The following is a 16,802-nucleotide window of genomic DNA, read 5'->3' as shown; positions in this document are numbered from 1 at the left end:
CCTCGGTGTGCCGTCTGCGATGGGCCGTCAAGTCCGCGAAAGTTACTTGACGGCCCAAGAGCGTGTGACGTGCGGGCCTAGCCGTCGATCCGGACGCCGTACGGCATCGGTGCCTGCATGTTCAGGCCCAGCGAGACCCCGCTCACGTACGGGGCGTACAGGGCGTTCTGGCCACCGTGGGCCAGCGGCAGCACCACGCCACGGTCGATGAGACCCTCCATGACCGCCGCGTACAGCTCGTAGCCCTCCTCGGGCGACGGTGCATTCAGCGCTTCGACCAGCGTGTCTTCGAGGTCGTCGAGGTCACTGAGGCCGAAGGCGTTGAAGCGACCGGCCTCGCCCATGAACTTGCCCAGGTCACGCGCCGGGTGCACCAGCAGGTCGCGGAACCACGAGATGCCCCACTGGGCCGATGCGGTGCCGGGGCCCAGCTCCCCGTTGTTGATCTGGATCAGCTCGATGCTGATGCCTGACGCTCCCAGCATCTGCACCACGAATTCCACGATCGGATTGATGGCCGGCATGATCGGCATGCGGATGGTCACCCCGTCGGGGTATCCGGCTTCTGCCAGCAGGCGCCGGGCCTCTTCGGGGTCGTAGGTGTACTTGGTGTCCAGCTCAGGGACGTTGAACTGGCTGAACGCCGGCGGGTAGATGCCCCCGAGGCTGTCCGCCTTGCCGAAGTGCATCGCGTTCGCATACGCGTCGCGGTCGAGCGAGAGCAGGATCGCCCGCCGCACCCGCTCGTCGGCGAGCGGCGAGTCGAACTCGCCCGCACGGTCGGTGATGATGAGGTACGCGAAGAAGTTCGGCACCGAGATCAGCACGTTCCCGGCCTCGACGCCTGCGTCGATCTGCGCGTCCCGCGTGGTGGACATGATGTCTGCCTCGCCGGTCAGCAACGCGTTCAGGCGTGCGTTGTTATCGGGCACGGCAGTCACCGTCACGGTCTCGACGCCCTGGTCGGCCGGATTCCAGTAGTTCGGGTTGAGGTTGTACACCTCGGTCACGCCTGCCTGGCTGTCGGCGTCAGACCAGATCCACGGCCCTGAACCCTGTGGGTCACGGGTGAGATCACGGCCGTCGAGTGCATTGGGGCTGATCATCATGCCCATCACCATCGACATCTCCAGCGGGAACTGCGGTGCCGGCACCGAGAACTCGACCTCGAAGGTGGTGTCGTCGATCATCCGGGCGTCGACAAATGCCGCCCACGTCGCTGCGTTCGGATTGCCCGGGAAGGTGGCGTGGTAGTGCATGTTGGCCACGGCGACATCGGCGTTGAATGCTGCACCATCGTGGAACACCACATCGTCACGCACGGTGAAGCGCCACACGTTCGGCGACGGCTGCGTCCACGAGGTCGCGAGCGACGGCGCAAGACTGAAGTCATTGCGCTGGCGGATCAGCGTGTCGTACGCCGGGTAGTGGTACGCGCTCTGCGCGGTCTGCGAGGCAGCGGGGTTGAAGCTCGTCACCGGGGAGAACTCCACCATGCGCAGCGTGCCCTCAGGCGGGGGTAGCGGTGCTTGAGTCGTGGTCACTGCGCCTTGGGTGGTGGTCGTCTGCTCGACCGCCGCAATCGTCACCTGCGTCTGCGCTTGGGTGGTGGCCGGGGCATCTGCCGCCGCGGTCGTCGCCGGCGCCGCGGTGGTCGCTGAGGCCGTTCCGGACCCGGAGTCCGCATCGCTGCCGCCGCAGGCGCTTGCTGCGAGCACGAACGCCAGCAGCACTGTCATGAGGCGCATCACACGCCGTGTAGGCCCTCTCACGAGATTGCCCTCCCATTGTTTTGGCGCCGCCCCCTGAAGTCCACGGCGCTAGCCAATTGGCTGCACGTTAGTGAGACAGCAAGGTGCCGCGCGTCCCGAGACGCGACGATTTCGTAACGATTGTCAATCGACAACGATGGGGATCGACCTCGGTCCGCGGATCTGGCCGGTGGACCAGATGACCTCAGCCCCTCGAGCGATCGAGAACTCCGGGATGTGCCGCAGCCAGGTCTCGAGCGCAATCTCCATCTCAAGGCGGGCCAGGTTCGAGCCGATGCAGCGGTGAATGCCGGCCCCGAAAGCGATATGGCGGTTCTCGTCGCGGTCGATCACGACCTCGTCGGCCCGCTCGAACCGTTCGGGATCGCGGCACCCGATGGGGAACGTCATCATGACGTGATCCCCCGCTTTCATCTCGACGCCATTCACCTCGGTGTTGGCGGTGACCCGCCGGGCGACGTTCACTGGCGCGTACGCCCGGAGGAACTCCTCCATTGCAGTGGGCAGCAGCTCGGGTTCGGCGACGAGCCTGCGGCGGTCGTCGTCGTGGTTGGCCAAGTGCCACAGCGCTGCACCGATCGAGCTCCAGGTGGTGTCGATGCCCGCGACGAGCTGCAGCACCAGCATCCGCTCGATGAGGTCGTCCGGCAACGGCTCGCCGCCCATCTCGGTCGTGACCAAGTGGCTGATCAGATCATCGCCGGGCACCGCCCGCCGCTCAGCCATGACCTTGGCCATGTACTCGCGCACCTCGATGATCGCCTGCAGCACTACGGCGCCGTCGCTGGGCCCGACGGCGAGGAGGTCGAAGATCCAGGCGCGGAACTTGTCGCCATCGGCAGGATCGATGCCCAAGATGGCTGCGATAGCGCCGACCGGAATGTGCTGGCTGTAATCGACGGCCGCGTCGCCGTGACCCCGCTTGGCAATGGCGGCGGCCCGTACCTCGCAGTCAGCGGCAATGTGGCTGCGCCAGCCCTCGATGCGCTTGGGTGCAAAGAACGGCAGCAGCGTGCGGCGGATCTCCATGTGGTCAGGCGGATCGCTGTTGATCGGCGGGAAGAAGCCCCGCTCCACGGTCCCGCCGCGGCGAATGCCGTGATGGACGTTGGAGAACGTGGCAGTGTCGTTTGCGATACCGACGATGTCGTCGTACTGCAACGGCAGCCACACCCCCTCGTTGAAGCGCTCCGAATGGGCCATCGGGCATCGTTCGCGCAGGTCGTCCCAGATAGGGAACGGGTCGTTCACCCAGGCGGGGTCGTTGAAGTCCCAGTCGGTGGCGAAATCCATGACTGGCGGGATGGCCGAAGTCGCATCATCGGTAATCGAGTCGTCGGTGTAGGTCATCGCGGTGCGCCGTTACCCGGGTCAACCGATCAGACGGGGCGATCGCCGGCCAGTGTGACCCGCTCCATCCGGCGATGCAGACCGCCGTGGTCGGGCACCGCATAGTGCTGGGTGCAACGGTTGTCCCACTGGGCGATTGACCCCGGACGCCAGCGGAACCGGCATTGGAACTCCGGCGTGCTGGCCTGGTCGTAGAGCAGATACCGAAGGTCACGACACTCGTCGGGCGACATCCCGTCGATGGTGAGAGTGAACGTCCGGTTCACATAGAGGCTCTTGCGGCCGGTCACCGGGTGCGTGCGCACGATCGGGTGCTTCTGGTCGGGGAACCGCTCGGCCGTCTCGGCCCGCTCGGCCTCGCTCATGAACCTGCCGAATGCCTTCACATAGGAATGGATGGCATAGCGCCCTTCGATCTGCTCCTTGACTTCGTCGGGAAGCTGCTCGTAGGCGAGTTCCATGTTTGCCCAGCACGTGTCGCCGCCGTGCGGCGGGACGAGGCGGCCGAACAGCACCGAGCCCAGCGGGGGGCACTCCCGGAAGGTGACGTCGGAGTGCCAGGTCTCGGCGGCCTGGAACTTCTCGGCTGTGGATTCGAGCACGATGATCTCGGGGTGCTCTTCGACATTCAGCGTGAAGGGATGGACCTCCAGCTCGCCGTATGCCCGCCCGTACGCCACATGCTGGGCTTGGGTCAGGTCCTGGTCGCGGAAGAACAGCACCTTGTGGTCCATCCAGGCATCGTGCAGTTCGGCGATCAGCTCGTCGTCGAGCTCACGCAGGTCGACATCGGGGATCTCGGCGCCGATCGTGCCGGTCAGCGGCTCGACCCGGATGCGGTTGTAGTCCTTCGGCTGCACGGCGTTGATACGCATGCTCGGTCTCCTTCGCGGCTCGCTGGGCGCAGCGCCGTCGCCCTGCGCGCCTAGATTAGCCATGTGGCTGCACTCGACGCGGCGCCCGTCGACGCGGCGGGACCGCACCCCGCAACGGCACTGCTCGGTGCAACCACCGAACTGCTCACTCAGGAGCCTCCTTCGGCGGTCTCTGGCCGTCGCATCGCAGCAGCCGCGGGCGTCAACTACGCGCAGATCCACCGCCACTTCGGCTCCAAGCGCGAACTCTGCCGCCAAGTGCTCGACCGGCTGGGAGACGCCTACCTCGACGATGCCTTCCCGCCCGGTGCCCTGGTGCCCACACCGGGCGTGGTTGTGCGCCACGAGTCGTTCGTGCGTGTCCTGGCCAACATCCAGCTCGACGAGGCCGCGCTGACGCTGCGGCCCCAGAACCCCATCGTCGAGCGGTACTCCAGCGGCCTGCAGATCCTCCGTCCAGAACTGGATGCCACCGCCCGAGCCACGCTGGTGGCGCTGTCCTGCTCGATGCAGCTCGGCGTGTGCATCCACCGCACGTCGCTGACGCGCTCCGCGACGCTGGACGATCACGCAGACCTCGTCGATCGCGAGCTGGTGACGACGATCGAACGCCTGCACGCCGGCAGGGGTCCCTTCGCAGGAAGTGACCTCGCGCCGCGGCCGGTGCGGGCTCGCGGGTCACGCCCAGCCTCGCTCACCGCGGGGCGGGGCCGCGCCGAGGTCGAAGCGCGCCTGGTAGCCGCAGGCGTGGAACTGCTGGCCGATCGCACCCCAGCGGCCATCTCCGGGCGCCAGCTGGCCGCCCGGGCGGGCGTGAATTACGGGCTGATCCACCACTACTTCGGCTCGGCCGCCGAAGTGCTCGAGCATGCGTCACGCCAGATTCGCGACGAGTTCTATGCGGCCGAGTCAGGCCCGGATTCGATGCCGGACTTTTTCTCGATGCGAGCTCACCCGGGCTACGTCCGTGCACTGACCCGAGTCGCGCTCGATGCCAAATTGGCGCTCGCGGACGACCACTTCCCCGTGGTGAGTGCCCTGCTCGCCCGCCATCGCATGCGTCATGGCGAGCCCGGGCCGTCCGCGCGCTGTCGCTATCTCATCGTCGCGGCCACTCAGCTCGCTTGGTCGCTGTTTGAGCCGCTGCTCGGGGCCGCGCTGGGTCGCAGACTGGAAGATCTCGAGCAATACGCTGCGGGCGTGCTCGCGAGGCTGCTGAACTTCGAAGAGTATCCAAGCTCGTGACACCCGAGGCCCCCTTCAGAAACCTCCCGAAGAACTGAATCCGCACCCGAAAAAGGAGCCCCCGATGACCGACACCGCCCCCGTCGAAGACTGGGAGACCGACTACGACATCTTCGACCCCGGCTACGTACGCGATCCCGCGCCGGTGTGGGAGGAGCTGCGAGGCCGTTGCCCCATCGCTCACACGGAGCGCTGGGGCGGCTCGTTCCTGCCGACCCGCTATGAGGACGTGCAGGCGATGTCCAAGATGGTGCCCGAGCTGTCGAGCAGCGACCCCTTGGTGACCTCCCCGCCGCCGGAAGTGATCGAGGATCTTCTGTCGGACCCGACGTTCGAGAAGTACGGCACCAACGCCGCACCGATCTCGGAAGACCCGCCCATCCACGGCTGGACCCGCCGGCTGCTGCTGCCGCATTTCTCGCCCAAGGCCGTCGAGGCGCACCGCGACTACACCCAAGAACTCGCGGATCGCCTGATCGACGACTTCATCGATGCCGGCAAGGCCGATGGCGCCGGTCAGTACGCCCAGCAGATCCCGCCGCGGGTCATCGCCCACCTGCTGGGAATCGACGAGAGCCGAGTGGAAGAGTTCACGCACTGGGTGCGCTGCCTGCTGGAGCTGGGGCTCACCGATCCCCAGCTCCGCATTAAGTACCGCAAGGTGATCCGGGGGTTCTTCTACGAAGTCGTCGAGGAGAAGCGGGCTGAGCCCGACGACGGGTTCGTCTCGGCGCTGCTCGCCGGGACGGACCACCAGGGCAACCCGATCGATCCGGTCATGGTGGTGGGCATGCTCAACCTGCAGCTCATCGCGGGCATCGACACCACCTGGAGCTCGATCGGCTCGGCGCTGTGGCATTTCGGCACGCATCCCGCGGACCGCGAGCGCATGGTGGCCGGGCCGGAGCTGTGGCCGACGGCCATCGAAGAGTTGCTGCGCTTCTATGCCCCGGTCACCATGGGGCGCCGGGCCACCGAAGACGTGTCCTACGGTGGCGTGACCATCCCCGCAGGCAGCAAGGTGCTGATGAACTTCCCCGGCGCGAACCGTGACCCCGAGGTGTTCGACCGTCCCGACGAGGTGATTCTGGACCGTCCCCACAACCGGCACGTCGCTTTCGGCGCGGGCATCCACCGCTGCGCCGGGTCCAACCTGGCCCGACTCGAGATGGACATCGCGCTGCGGACCTGGTTCAGGCGGATTCCCGATTTCGAGGTGAGCGAGCCTGACGAGGTCACCTGGGCCGGCGGGCAGGTGCGCGGTCCTCGCTACCTGCCGATCCGCTTCCCCGCCGCCGGTTGAGTCGTCGGACTCCGGCAGCGGTTCTGAGCGAGCGGACATCGGCGTGACTGCTGGCGAGGCCGACACGGCGAGACCGGGGGAGCCGTCGGAGGTCACGGCCGCGGCCAACAGCGCAGCGGTCGTCTCATTCGACGACCCGGGCGACTTCGAGCGGGCTTCCCGTGGACTCATCGCCCAGATTGACGACGGTCGCGTCTTGATGGGCGACCACGTCGTGTTCGATGTGGCCCGGCACGCCTTCGTCAACGAATCAACTGAGGCGCCACCATCGGTGCACCCGAGCCTGTGGCGGCAGGCACGGCTCAACGTTCATCACGGACTGTTCGAGGTGGCCGACGGCGTCTGGCAGGTGCGCGGTTACGACATTGCCAACATCACGTTCTTGGCGGGTTCCGATGGCTGGCTGATCATCGATCCCCTGACGACGCGGCCCTCGGCCGCCGCTGCACTGGATCTCGCCAACAACACGCTGGGTGCCCGACCGGTGCGGGCGATCATCTATACGCATTCCCACGCAGACCACTTCGGCGGGGTGCTCGGCGTGACAGATGCCGAAGCTGTGGCCAGCGGCGACGTGGAGATCGTTGCGCCGGACGGGTTCCTCGAAGAGGTGGTCAGCGAGTTCGTCATCGCCGGGCCGATCATGGGCAGGCGGGCGGCGTACCAGTTCGGGCCACTGCTGCCGCCTGGGCCGTTGGGTCACGTCGACTGCGGCCTGGGCTCGGCGATGGGTCTCGCCCGATCGGACCTGCTGGCGCCCACCGACGTCATCACCCGCACTGGGGAGGAGCGCGAGCTCAGCGGTATCCGGATCGTGTTCCAGAACACGCCAGATGCCGAAGCGCCGGCGGAGATGAACTTCTTCTTCCCCGACAAGAACCTGCTGTGCATGGCCGAGAACTGCACGCACACGATGCACAACCTCTACCCGATCCGGGGTGCGCAGACCCGGGACGCGCTGGCATGGAGCAAGTACATCGGCGAGGCGCTCGAACTGTGGGGCGACGACACCGACGTCATGTTCGCCAGCCACCATTGGCCCCGGTTCGGCAACGCCGACGTGCGGAGCTTCCTGTCGATGCAGCGCGACCTCTACCGCTGGATGCACGACCAGACGATGCGCTTGGCCAACCAGGGGCTGCGGCCGACCGAGATCGCCGCCCGGCTGCGGCTGCCGGCCGAGTTCAGCGAATCGCACGTGCAGGGCTACTACGGCACGGTGTCGCACAACTGTCGCTCGGTATACAACCGCTACCTCGGCTGGTACGACGGCAACCCGGCCAACCTCAATCCGCTGCCGCCGGCCGACGCGGGCGTCAACTACGTCGAGTTCATGGGCGGCGCAAGTGCAGTACTGACCAAGGCCCGCGAGTGCTACGAGCGCGGTGAGTACCGCTGGGTGGCCCAGGTGGTCAACCACGTGGTGTTCGCCGACCCGGCGAACCGCGAGGCGCGCACCCTGCAGGCCGACGCGCTCGAGCAGCTCGGCTACCAGTCGGAGTCGGCGACCTGGCGCAACGCCTACCTGATGGGCGCGAAGGAACTGCGCGAAGGCACTCCCGACTGGGGACGCGTGCCCACCCGCGACATGTCCCAAGCCATGGATGCCGGGCACCTGTTCGACGTGATCGGCGTACGGTTCGATCCCGACGCCTTCGATGCGGGGCCGGTCACGTTCAACTTCCGCTTCACCGACCTAGGCGAGGATCACGTGCTCGGTATCGGCCGTTCCGCTGTGCATCACCGGGCCGGAACGGTTGACCCCGATGCCGCCGCCTCGGTCCGCACCGACCGGGCCACGCTCTTCGCTGCACTCAACGACGCCAGCGCGCTCGACGATGCCGAGATCACCGGCGACCGAGCCCTGCTGAAGTCTCTGCTGGGGAGCCTGACTGTGTTCACCACGGCACGTCTGATCGAGCCCTGAGCGGGCCTACTGGTCGACCAGCGCGTTCTCGGCTTCGACCGCGGCTGCGGCGCGCAGATCGTCGCGGTCGTTCTCCAAGCGGAACTCCACGTGCAGCAGGGTGCCCTGGAACTCGTTCGGCCCGACGTAGGCGGCGCTCACCGTGGGCCCGAGGTCGCGCCCTATGTCCATTCCGTACAGTGACTGCCGGTACGGCATCGTCTCGAGGTCGACAGATCCAAGTTCCTGCACGGGCCCGTCGCCGGCGCGCTGCCACAGGGTGGCTGTGCCGGCATGCTCGGCGGTCTTCGTGTAGCGGACGCCCAACTCGACGTCGCCGAGCGGCACCGGCTCGCTGGCCCTGATCCCGGTCGGACGCCCAAGGTAGTTGTATTCGAAGCACAGCAGCCCATCGGCGACCCACAGCACCATCCCGCCCGTGCGTGAGCCGTAGGCCACCAGCACCCCGTCGGTGCCTGTCGCGGTATCGGCCGAAGCTGCGATCTCGAACGAGCGGTTCCGCACATCGGGGCACTTGAAGCGCTCTAGGTGCGGCATGCCGGCCGGGTAGCGCAGCCGGGTCGCCGAGGCCTCGGGGCCGGGCCGACGCAGTACGAACAGCTCCACCCCCCGGTCATCGAGCGGCAGCACGTTGTAGGTGGCGGCCTCGTCCCACCACAGCTCGATCAGCTCGCGCAGCTTGTCGGAGTGCGTCTCGGACAGGTCATGGATCTCGGCGAAATCGCTGCGCGTGTCGTAGAGCGCCCACTCGTCCTCGCCGAATGGCGTCCCTTGGCGGTGCAACGTCACCGCTTTCCAGCCGTCGTGGTACACGGCCCGGTGGCCGAGCATCTCGTAGTACTGCGTGGACCGAGACGACGGGGCATCTGCATTCGTGGCTGCGAACGTGGGGAGCATCGAGATGCCTTCGACGGGCTGCTGCGGCACACCGTTGTGCATCTGGGGCGCTTCGACCCCGACCACGTCGAGGATCGTCGGCATCACGTCGATGACGTGGTGGTACTGATCACGGATCCCCCCGGCATCGTCGATGCCAGCTGGCCAGTGCACGATCAGCGGGTCGCGGATGCCGCCCTCGTAGGTGTTCTGCTTGTAGAAGCGAAGCGGCGTGTTGCCGGCCTGTGCCCAGCCCCACGGGTAGTTGTTGTAGAGGTTGGGGCCGCCGATCTGGTCCGCGAACGGCACCATGTCGGCGACGCTGAGCCGCTGGCGATTGAAGAAGATGTTCTCGTTGGTCAGGCCGTGTCGGCCGCCCTCCTGGGAGGCACCGTTGTCGGACAGCAGCATGATGAGGGTGCCGTCGAGCAGATCCGTGCCCTCCAGGTAGTCGACGAGCCGGCCGATCTGATCGTCGGTGTGATCCAGGAACGCAGCGAAGGTCTCCTGCATGCGGCAATACAGCAGTCGTTGGTCGTCGTCAAGTTCGTTCCATGCCTGCACTCCGGGGTTCCGCGGCGACAACTCGGCATCCGCAGGGACGATGCCCAGCTGCAGCTGGCGTTCGAACCAGCGCGCCCGCGTCACGTCCCAGCCGTCGTCGTAGCGGCCCCGGTACTTGTCCAGGTAGGCCTGCGGCGCTTGATGCGGCGAGTGCGTCGCTCCGAATGCGAGGTATGTCAGGAACCTGCGCGACGGCGCAGTGGCCTGCTGCGCAGCGATCATCGAGATCGCCTGGTCGACAAGGTCCTCGGACAGGTGATAGCCGGGCGTGCTCGGCGGGTCCACCGGGTGATTGTCGATGACGAGCTCAGGCGAGAACTGGTCGGTTGCCCCGCCCAGGAAGCCGTAGAAGCGGTCGAAGCCGCGGCCCAGCGGCCAATGATCGAACGGGCCCGCCGGGCCGCAGTCCGCGAGGTTGGCGAGGTGCCATTTGCCCAAGGCGAATGTCGCGTAGCCGTAACTGGAGAGCACTTCGGCGAAGGTGGCTGCCGACGGCGCGATCACGCCGCGGCAGTTCGAGAATCCGGTGTCGACGTTCGACAGGAACCGCATGCCCACCGAGTGATGGTTGCGACCGCTGAGCAGGCAGGCCCGTGTCGGCGAGCACAGTGCAGTCGTGTGGAAGTTGGTGTATCGCAGACCGCCTGCAGCCAGCCGGTCGATGTTCGGCGTGTCGATGTCGCTGCCGTAGCAGCCGAGGTGCGCGAATCCGGTGTCGTCGAAGACGATCACCACGACGTTGGGCGCGCCGTCGGGCGGTGCAGGGCTGGGTTCCCAGTGCGGGCTCAGTTCTGCGGCGGTAGTTCCAGGGCGTTCACGGTCGCGCATCGCCTTCGTCTAGCAGGCACGCTCTCGCGGCGGCGTCTCATGCGGTGCGACGCGGCCAGCAGCGGATGCCAGCAGCGGCTCACACCTCAAGCTGCGATCGGGCAGCCCTTCACCGTGATGCGGTGCATCAAACGGGTCTGCCCGCGGTAGTCGTTGAGCGCCTTGTGCCAGGTGCAGCGGTTGTCCCACATGGCGACCGAGCCGGGCTCCCAACGGAACCGATAGGTGAACTCGACGCTCGAACCGTGCTCGAACAGGAACTCCAGCAGGGGTCGGCTCTCGGCCGCCGTCCACCCGTCGATGCGCGTCGTGAACGAGCGGTTGACATACAGCACCGGGCGACCGCTCACCGGGTGGGAGATCACCACCGGATGCACGACATCAGGCCCGAAGTGGAAGCCGTCCTTGAACCGCTCGGAGCGCTCCGCCTCGGGCAGCTTCGACAGGCCGACGCCGAACGCCTCGTAGGACGAATGCACCGCTCGCAGGCCCCGCAGCGTCTCCTTCATGCCGTCGGACAATGCGTCGTAGGCGGCGTACATCGAGCTGAACGCCGTGTCGCCGCCGCTCGTCGGCAACTGTCGGGCGACGAGGATCGAGCCAAGGGCAGGGGCTTCCTCGTAGGAATGATCGGTGTGCCAGGCCTCGCCGATCACGTAGGTGTTCTCCGGGCGGGTGCGCACCTCCGCAATCTGCGGATAGGTCTCATTCGGCGAGAAGTACGCGTTGACGTCGATCTCGCCGAGCGACTCAGCGAATGCGATGTGCCCTTCGGGCGCCACGTCCTGATCCCGGAAGAACAGCACCCCGTGCTCGCCGAGCGCCTCGATCACAGTGGCAGATTCCTCCGGGTCGAGCTTGCCCAGTTCCAGGCCTGACACGAACGCCCCAAGCGCAGCGCCAGTCGGTTCGATGTCGATCCCCATAGGTGATGGTCTACCGAGAACACCCCCTGCCGTCAAACGACGGCTCTAGCCGATTGCAACTGCGCGGCAGCGCCGGCTCGGGGCGATTCCCGCTGGAGAGGCACCGATTTTGGTGCGGCTAGCGTTGTACGGCGATGTCCATTGCTGACGCCCCGATCCTGAGAGCTGACGCCGTCTTCGATGAGACCGAGTTGGGCAAGCGCGAGCGGAACAAGCTCGACAAGCGGAGGCGCATCGTGGCTGCAGCCACGGCGCTGTTCCAGGAGAAAGGCTTCGACGACACCACCACGGCTGAGATTGCGTCGGCTGCGGGGATCGGTGCCGGGACGCTCTACCTCTACGTGGAGTCCAAGGAGGACCTGCTGGTCAGCGCATTCGTGAACGTAGCGGGCGATGCCTGGCGGGAGGCCTTCGACCTCGTCGACCCCTCGACCGACGCCGACAGCCAGATCATGACGTTGCTGATGCATGTCACCGACCACCACAGGGCGGATCGCCGCCTCGCTCGCTCGTTCTTCAAGGAGCTTCCTTTCGTCAGCGATTCGGGACGCGTCGGCGTGGAAGAGTTCACCGACTGGTTTCTGAGCGGACTTTCATCGGTGCTCAGTGCAGCGAGCGCAAACGGCAAGCTCGACGCCGACGTTTCCAAGATGATGCTCGCCCACAACCTTTATGCACAGTGGCAGGTGCTTATGCGGCGTCTCGTCACCGATCGGCTCGACTACGACGACATGGTGCTCCAGTTGCAAGAGAGCGTCAGCGTCGCGCTGTGGGGATTGACGCCCAAGGCCTGACCGCTCAGCCGACGGACCAGTCCGGCCACGGGAGCCGCTCGGTGCCCTGGGGCGGCTGGAGGATCCGCGACACCATCTTCACGGCCTCGTCCTTGTCGTAGAATTGGTAGTTGAGGCCCTTCATCCGCTGGGTGTCGCCGAAGAAGAACCGCTCGTAGAGCTCTTGGCGGCCGCCCCAGCCGGTGCCGCAGATGTCCCACGCCATCCGGAACAGCGCGACCTTGTCCTTGCCTTCCTGGCTGACTCCCTGGTAATAGCGGTCGATCGCCAGCTCGGCCATCTCCAAGGTCGCCTCCTGGGGCAGCGAGACATAACCGCCGCCGCCGAGCTGGATGATGTGGTCGATGATGCGGGGGTACACCTCGGGATACAGCCGCAGCGCCGCCTGGATGGCGCTCTCGTTGGCGTAGTACAGGCCGTTGGCGGGATTCAGCTCGGCGCCCTCGACTGCCGCAATGGCGAGCGATTCCATGGTGTGCAGCCACATGAGGATGTCGCCGAGGCGGTCCTGCACGTTCACGAACTGCGAGATCTGCGACGACTCCGCCATCAGGTGCGCCAGGCCGAACAGGAAGCGCGTCTTGGCCACGTTCTTCACCACGACGTGATGGCCCAGCGACTGGAAGAACTTCATGCCGGGAATCGACAGGTTGTGCGGCTCAATGTCCTTGCAGATGAACACGTTCTCCCACGGGATGAGTGCTTCCTCCCAGATGGCGAGCGCGTCCATCTCCTCGAAGCGGCCGGTCAGGGGACGGTCATAGTGAGACCGCTCAGGGTCGAGCTTGTCCCGGCACATCCACTTGAGACTCGGGTGGTTGACCTTGCAGGTGAAGCCGAGCGCGTAGATCTCGTCGCCGTTGCCTTCGAGGCCCAGCGGTGCGCCGAAGCTCAGGTTCTCCTCGCAGAACGGGGCGAGCGTGCCGACCATGCGTGCGCCGGTCACGATGACGCCGTCGTTGTTGGTGTCGACGATGCCGGCGTTGACGAACTTCTCCTGCTCGGCGAACGGCGTGAACCGGTCGGTCATCGGGTTGACGAACGTGTGGGTCATGCAGATGTCATTGCGGCGGCAGTGCAGGTAAGTCTCATAGGCGTTGCGGGCGAACCGCTCGTCGTTCATCCCCCAGATGTGACCGGTGTTGCCCAGCGCCATCATGCAGGCGTTCATGTAATCCGGTGCCCGGCCCATCAGACCGCCGGTCACCTCCGCCCACACGCCATAGGCCGCTGCCCGCCGGCGCAGGTCGTCGACCGAGCGCGGCTCGATGAACGACAGGTGGGCGCGATCTCCGTCGGGGGTCTCGTAGGTGACCGTGTCCTCGAGCTCGGGAATGTTCTGCATGTCGTAGTACTGCGCCACGGTGAGCGCCGTCGTGCGCAGGCCCGGTTCGGTCGATGCGTCGGTCACGAGGTGGCCGTCGTGGTAGACCCGCCGCCCATCGGCCAGCGACGAGAGGTATTCCTCGCCGGTCTTCATCCCCATGTCTGCCCCCGTGATACGTCAGCGGCGATGCCGCTGGCGGCCGTCGTCTTTGAATTCGCAGCGGCGTCGCGAAGAACTGACGCTACTCAGTTTTCTGAGACCGAGTGGATGCGGGGAGGTTGGCGCCGCCGTCGCTGTGGATGAACCGGCCGGTCATGCCGCGGGAAGCCTCTGAGGCCAGAAATACGTAGCACTCGGCGTGGTCGGCCGGGCCGAGCGCGACGCCGAGGCGGCTGCGCCGCCGGATCGACTCGGCACGGTCGGGCTCGGATCCCAGCGACCGATCGTGCAGGACCAGCGAGCGCAGGCCCCGCAGGTCGGTGCTGTGGGTGCCGCCGGGCGCTACGCCGTTGACTCGGATTTCGGGTGCCAGCTCGTGGGCCAGCGACTCCACGCAGCCTCGCACCGCGAACTTGCTGGCCACATAGAGGATCCCGCCGCGGCCCGGCACGAAGCTGCTGGTGGAGCCGGTCAGGATGATCGAGCCGCGGCTTGCCCGCAGCGGTTCGATCGCGGCGCGGACGGCCAGCAGCATGGAGCGCACGTTGACGTCCATGACCTCGGCAAAGGCATCATCGAGCGCATCTCGGGGCAGCTCGCCGAGCCCGAGGTAGAAGTCGAACAGCCCGACACAGCTCACCAGCGTGTCGATGCCCCCGAATGCGTCCACCATCGCGGCGACGGCGGTGTCATTGGCGTCCGCGCTGGTGGCATCGCCGCAGATCGCCGGTCCGGCCGATGCTGCGGCCAGCGACTCGCACTTGTGCGGGTCGATCTCGAGCGAGCCGACGCTCGCACCTTCGGCCAGGAAGGCATCGTGGACGCCCCGGCCGATGCCCGACCCCGCCCCAATGATGAGCGCCCGGTTGCCGGCCAGCCTGCTCATCGCGGGTCTCTCTCGGACGCGTCACACGGCTGCTTCACAGGAAGATCGCCAGATTCTGGGTGCGCAGGACCGACTCGTCGATCTCGATGTCGCGTCGGCGCAGGCGCAGGCCCTCCTCCGTCGGGATCAGCACGTCGGTCCGCCCCGCCGACAGCAGGCTCGGGGCGGTGCGGTCGCCCCGTGAGCGGTACAGCAACACCGCCGACTCCACGATCAGCTCCTCGCCGGTGCCCTCGAAGGTGCGCACGTTGGAGACGTGGTGACGGATGCGGCTCTGGGGGTCCTCAGTCCACGCGTAGTCGGTCTGGAATCGCTGCACCCGCTTGCGCAGCGAGTACCAGTCCTCGTCGAAGTGATGCATGGTCTGCACGTCGGCCTCGTCGGCGGCCTTGACGGCCGTGACACGCACCGGCATGCGGTAGCGAATCTCGGGGTCCATCAAACCCAGCCATGCCTCGAAGTCGGACGTGTCGAGCAGGTGTGCTTCTTCGGTCAGGAACTGTGCGGCTGCCTGGTGCCGCTCGTCGCTGTAGGGCAGCGGCGCCCGGTTCCGCCCGGAGCTCACGCCGGCTGCTCCCCCATGCCGAAGGCCATCGGCTGGCGGGCGGGCGCAGGCTGCGACACCAGGTCAGCCCACATCGAGAACCAGTGGCGCTGGTTGTGCTCGCCGAAGCCCTGGTAGGCCGTGCCCGGGCCGCCGAAGCCCTCGAACTGGTCCACGATCGGATCGCCGTCGAGCGTCAGGCCCATGCGGTTGTTGAGCAGCAGGTTCCGCGCCATCGAGCCGCGTGCCATGGCGGTGATCGACACCCAGTTCTCGACGTCGTCCTGCTCGAACATGCCCGACGAGCCGAAGCACATCAGGTACGCCTTGTACGACGCCGCCTTGTAGTCGTCGGGCGCGTCGGCCGCCACGCAGAACCACGAGTACACCTCGGTCTCCCCCGGGCCGACGGGCTGCCACAGTCGCACGGAGATGAACGGCGTGATCCGCCCATCGGCATCGGTCTGGGGCCAGTTGTGCACGAAGCTGAGGTTGGGGAACAGTGTGGAGGCAGACGGCATGAAGCCCGGCTCGTCGACGAGCGCTCTTTGTGCGGGGCTCAGCGTGGCGGCCATGCGGTCGATCATCTCGTCGGGATAGCCGACGTAGGCCAGGCCCGATCTGAATTCGCTGCCGGGCGGCAGCTTGTAGGTGGTGCCGCCGCCGGGCCCGGCGTGCCACAGCACGCCTTCCTTGCGCTTGTAGGGCTTCGGCTCGCCGAACAGCTCGATGTCGACGACGCTCGCGTGGGTGTGGGGCGTGTGGTAGCTGTCGCCCATGAAGTTCTCAGCGCCGATCTTCCAGTTGGCCTCGACTCGCCATCGCTGCGGCCCGCGGAACTCCATGCCCGCCGCGCTCTGGCCGGTGTAGAAGTCGAGATAGAACGCGTAGTCGCCCAGCCAGCTCTCGAAGTCGGGAGCGTCGGGGTCGAGGCTGGCAAAGATCATGCCGTTGCGGATCGCGACCGAGGGCGCCCGCAGCAGTGCCTGACCTTCCTTGATGAATCCGGCTTCGCCGCCGTAGGCATCTGCATGGAAGGGCAAACCGGCGAGCTGGCCGTCGTTCTTGTAGGTCCAGGCGTGGTACGGGCAGCGGAACGTGCGGGCGCTGCCGCGCTCGGCCCGGCACACCTGCATGCCCCGGTGGACGCACATGTTGAACATCACGTGGACCTGACCGTCGCTGTCGCGGGTCACCAGGAACGAGTCGTCGCCGATGTTGCGCACGACATAGTCGTCGGGCTCCGCGATCTCGGACTCGTGGGCCAGGAAGTTCCACGACCTGCCGAACAGCCGGGTGCGCTCCAGCTCGTGCACCTCGGCGTCGTTGTACAGATAGGCAGGAATGAGGCCTCGACGCACGGCGCCGGTGAGGTCGGCGATGCCGTCGGGCTCGGCAGGTGCCATGGCGTCTCCTCTCCGGTCAG

Annotated in this window: 13 protein-coding genes; 4 read left to right on the top strand and 9 right to left on the bottom strand. The window is 66.7% G+C overall.

Going from position 1 to position 16,802, the window contains the following annotated elements; translation table 11 throughout:
* Nucleotides 1-77: 77 nt before the first annotated feature.
* The 3 genes from ACOGW9_RS03575 to ACOGW9_RS03565 all read right to left on the bottom strand — a co-directional run bounded on the left by ACOGW9_RS03575 (nucleotide 78) and on the right by ACOGW9_RS03565 (nucleotide 3,997).
* Entirely contained in the window at nucleotides 78-1,748 is a 1,671-nt protein-coding gene (locus ACOGW9_RS03575) for an ABC transporter substrate-binding protein (protein ID WP_419908444.1), read from the bottom strand.
* Nucleotides 1,749-1,895: 147 nt separating this feature from the next.
* Complete coding sequence (locus ACOGW9_RS03570; RefSeq protein ID WP_419908442.1) at nucleotides 1,896-3,122, bottom strand: cytochrome P450; 1,227 nt, start codon at nucleotides 3,120-3,122, stop codon at nucleotides 1,896-1,898.
* Between the two features lie 29 nt (nucleotides 3,123-3,151).
* Nucleotides 3,152-3,997, bottom strand: a complete 846-nt coding sequence (locus tag ACOGW9_RS03565; RefSeq protein ID WP_419908440.1) for a TauD/TfdA dioxygenase family protein — start codon at nucleotides 3,995-3,997, stop codon at nucleotides 3,152-3,154.
* Nucleotides 3,998-4,060: 63 nt separating this feature from the next.
* On the opposite strand from ACOGW9_RS03565, the gene ACOGW9_RS03560 reads away from it, so the two are divergent.
* The 3 genes from ACOGW9_RS03560 (at nucleotide 4,061) to ACOGW9_RS03550 (ending at nucleotide 8,472) form a co-directional block, all read left to right on the top strand.
* Nucleotides 4,061-5,242 carry a helix-turn-helix domain-containing protein gene (locus tag ACOGW9_RS03560; protein ID WP_419908438.1) on the top strand — a complete coding sequence of 394 codons (1,182 nt, stop codon included), beginning with the start codon at nucleotides 4,061-4,063 and terminating at the stop codon, nucleotides 5,240-5,242.
* A 64-nt stretch (nucleotides 5,243-5,306) separates the two neighbouring features.
* Nucleotides 5,307-6,545: a cytochrome P450 gene (locus tag ACOGW9_RS03555; RefSeq protein WP_419908436.1), complete on the top strand. Its 1,239-nt coding sequence runs from the start codon at nucleotides 5,307-5,309 to the stop codon at nucleotides 6,543-6,545.
* A gap of 43 nt (nucleotides 6,546-6,588) precedes the next feature.
* Entirely contained in the window at nucleotides 6,589-8,472 is a 1,884-nt protein-coding gene (locus tag ACOGW9_RS03550; protein ID WP_419908434.1) for an alkyl/aryl-sulfatase, read from the top strand.
* 6 nt (nucleotides 8,473-8,478) lie between these two features.
* Here the strand turns inward: ACOGW9_RS03550 and ACOGW9_RS03545 are convergent, their stop codons facing one another.
* A complete protein-coding gene (locus ACOGW9_RS03545) occupies nucleotides 8,479-10,740 on the bottom strand; it encodes an arylsulfatase (protein ID WP_419908432.1) in 2,262 nt (753 codons plus the stop codon).
* An 86-nt stretch (nucleotides 10,741-10,826) separates the two neighbouring features.
* On the bottom strand, nucleotides 10,827-11,666 hold the full coding sequence (locus tag ACOGW9_RS03540; protein WP_419908430.1) for a TauD/TfdA dioxygenase family protein: 840 nt from the start codon (nucleotides 11,664-11,666) through the stop codon (nucleotides 10,827-10,829).
* A gap of 134 nt (nucleotides 11,667-11,800) precedes the next feature.
* On the opposite strand from ACOGW9_RS03540, the gene ACOGW9_RS03535 reads away from it, so the two are divergent.
* On the top strand, nucleotides 11,801-12,460 hold the full coding sequence (locus tag ACOGW9_RS03535; protein WP_419908428.1) for a TetR/AcrR family transcriptional regulator: 660 nt from the start codon (nucleotides 11,801-11,803) through the stop codon (nucleotides 12,458-12,460).
* Between the two features lie 4 nt (nucleotides 12,461-12,464).
* On the opposite strand, the gene ACOGW9_RS03530 is transcribed toward ACOGW9_RS03535, so the two are convergent.
* The 4 genes from ACOGW9_RS03530 to ACOGW9_RS03515 all read right to left on the bottom strand — a co-directional run bounded on the left by ACOGW9_RS03530 (nucleotide 12,465) and on the right by ACOGW9_RS03515 (nucleotide 16,782).
* The gene (locus tag ACOGW9_RS03530) at nucleotides 12,465-13,946 is read right to left on the bottom strand and encodes a 4-hydroxyphenylacetate 3-hydroxylase family protein (protein ID WP_419908426.1); all 1,482 of its coding nucleotides are present in this window, start codon (nucleotides 13,944-13,946) and stop codon (nucleotides 12,465-12,467) included.
* Nucleotides 13,947-14,028: 82 nt separating this feature from the next.
* Nucleotides 14,029-14,832 (bottom strand): SDR family oxidoreductase, encoded by an 804-nt coding sequence (locus tag ACOGW9_RS03525; RefSeq protein WP_419908424.1) that lies wholly within the window; start codon nucleotides 14,830-14,832, stop codon nucleotides 14,029-14,031.
* Between the two features lie 34 nt (nucleotides 14,833-14,866).
* Nucleotides 14,867-15,397, bottom strand: a complete 531-nt coding sequence (locus ACOGW9_RS03520) for a 3-phenylpropionate/cinnamic acid dioxygenase subunit beta (RefSeq protein WP_419908422.1) — start codon at nucleotides 15,395-15,397, stop codon at nucleotides 14,867-14,869.
* Nucleotides 15,394-16,782, bottom strand: a complete 1,389-nt coding sequence (locus ACOGW9_RS03515; RefSeq protein WP_419908420.1) for an aromatic ring-hydroxylating oxygenase subunit alpha — start codon at nucleotides 16,780-16,782, stop codon at nucleotides 15,394-15,396. The genes ACOGW9_RS03520 and ACOGW9_RS03515 overlap by 4 nt, the downstream gene beginning before the upstream one ends.
* Nucleotides 16,783-16,802: the final 20 nt, after the last annotated feature.

This window comes from Candidatus Poriferisodalis sp. (genome assembly GCF_965203655.1).
In the GTDB taxonomy this organism is placed as follows: domain Bacteria; phylum Actinomycetota; class Acidimicrobiia; order Acidimicrobiales; family Poriferisodalaceae; genus Poriferisodalis.
This window is presented reverse-complemented; position numbering and strand designations above follow the sequence as displayed.

What these genes read in the sequence shown, in the direction of transcription:
- ACOGW9_RS03575 (WP_419908444.1), bottom strand. Translation starts at nt 1,748, where the DNA reads ATGCGCCTCATGACAGTGCTGCTGGCGTTCGTGCTCGCAGCAAGCGCC.
- ACOGW9_RS03570 (WP_419908442.1), bottom strand. Translation starts at nt 3,122, where the DNA reads ATGACCTACACCGACGACTCGATTACCGATGATGCGACTTCGGCCATC.
- ACOGW9_RS03565 (WP_419908440.1), bottom strand. Translation starts at nt 3,997, where the DNA reads ATGCGTATCAACGCCGTGCAGCCGAAGGACTACAACCGCATCCGGGTC.
- ACOGW9_RS03555 (WP_419908436.1), top strand. Translation starts at nt 5,307, where the DNA reads ATGACCGACACCGCCCCCGTCGAAGACTGGGAGACCGACTACGACATC.
- ACOGW9_RS03545 (WP_419908432.1), bottom strand. Translation starts at nt 10,740, where the DNA reads ATGCGCGACCGTGAACGCCCTGGAACTACCGCCGCAGAACTGAGCCCG.
- ACOGW9_RS03540 (WP_419908430.1), bottom strand. Translation starts at nt 11,666, where the DNA reads ATGGGGATCGACATCGAACCGACTGGCGCTGCGCTTGGGGCGTTCGTG.
- ACOGW9_RS03535 (WP_419908428.1), top strand. Translation starts at nt 11,801, where the DNA reads ATGTCCATTGCTGACGCCCCGATCCTGAGAGCTGACGCCGTCTTCGAT.
- ACOGW9_RS03530 (WP_419908426.1), bottom strand. Translation starts at nt 13,946, where the DNA reads ATGGGGATGAAGACCGGCGAGGAATACCTCTCGTCGCTGGCCGATGGG.
- ACOGW9_RS03525 (WP_419908424.1), bottom strand. Translation starts at nt 14,832, where the DNA reads ATGAGCAGGCTGGCCGGCAACCGGGCGCTCATCATTGGGGCGGGGTCG.
- ACOGW9_RS03515 (WP_419908420.1), bottom strand. Translation starts at nt 16,782, where the DNA reads ATGGCACCTGCCGAGCCCGACGGCATCGCCGACCTCACCGGCGCCGTG.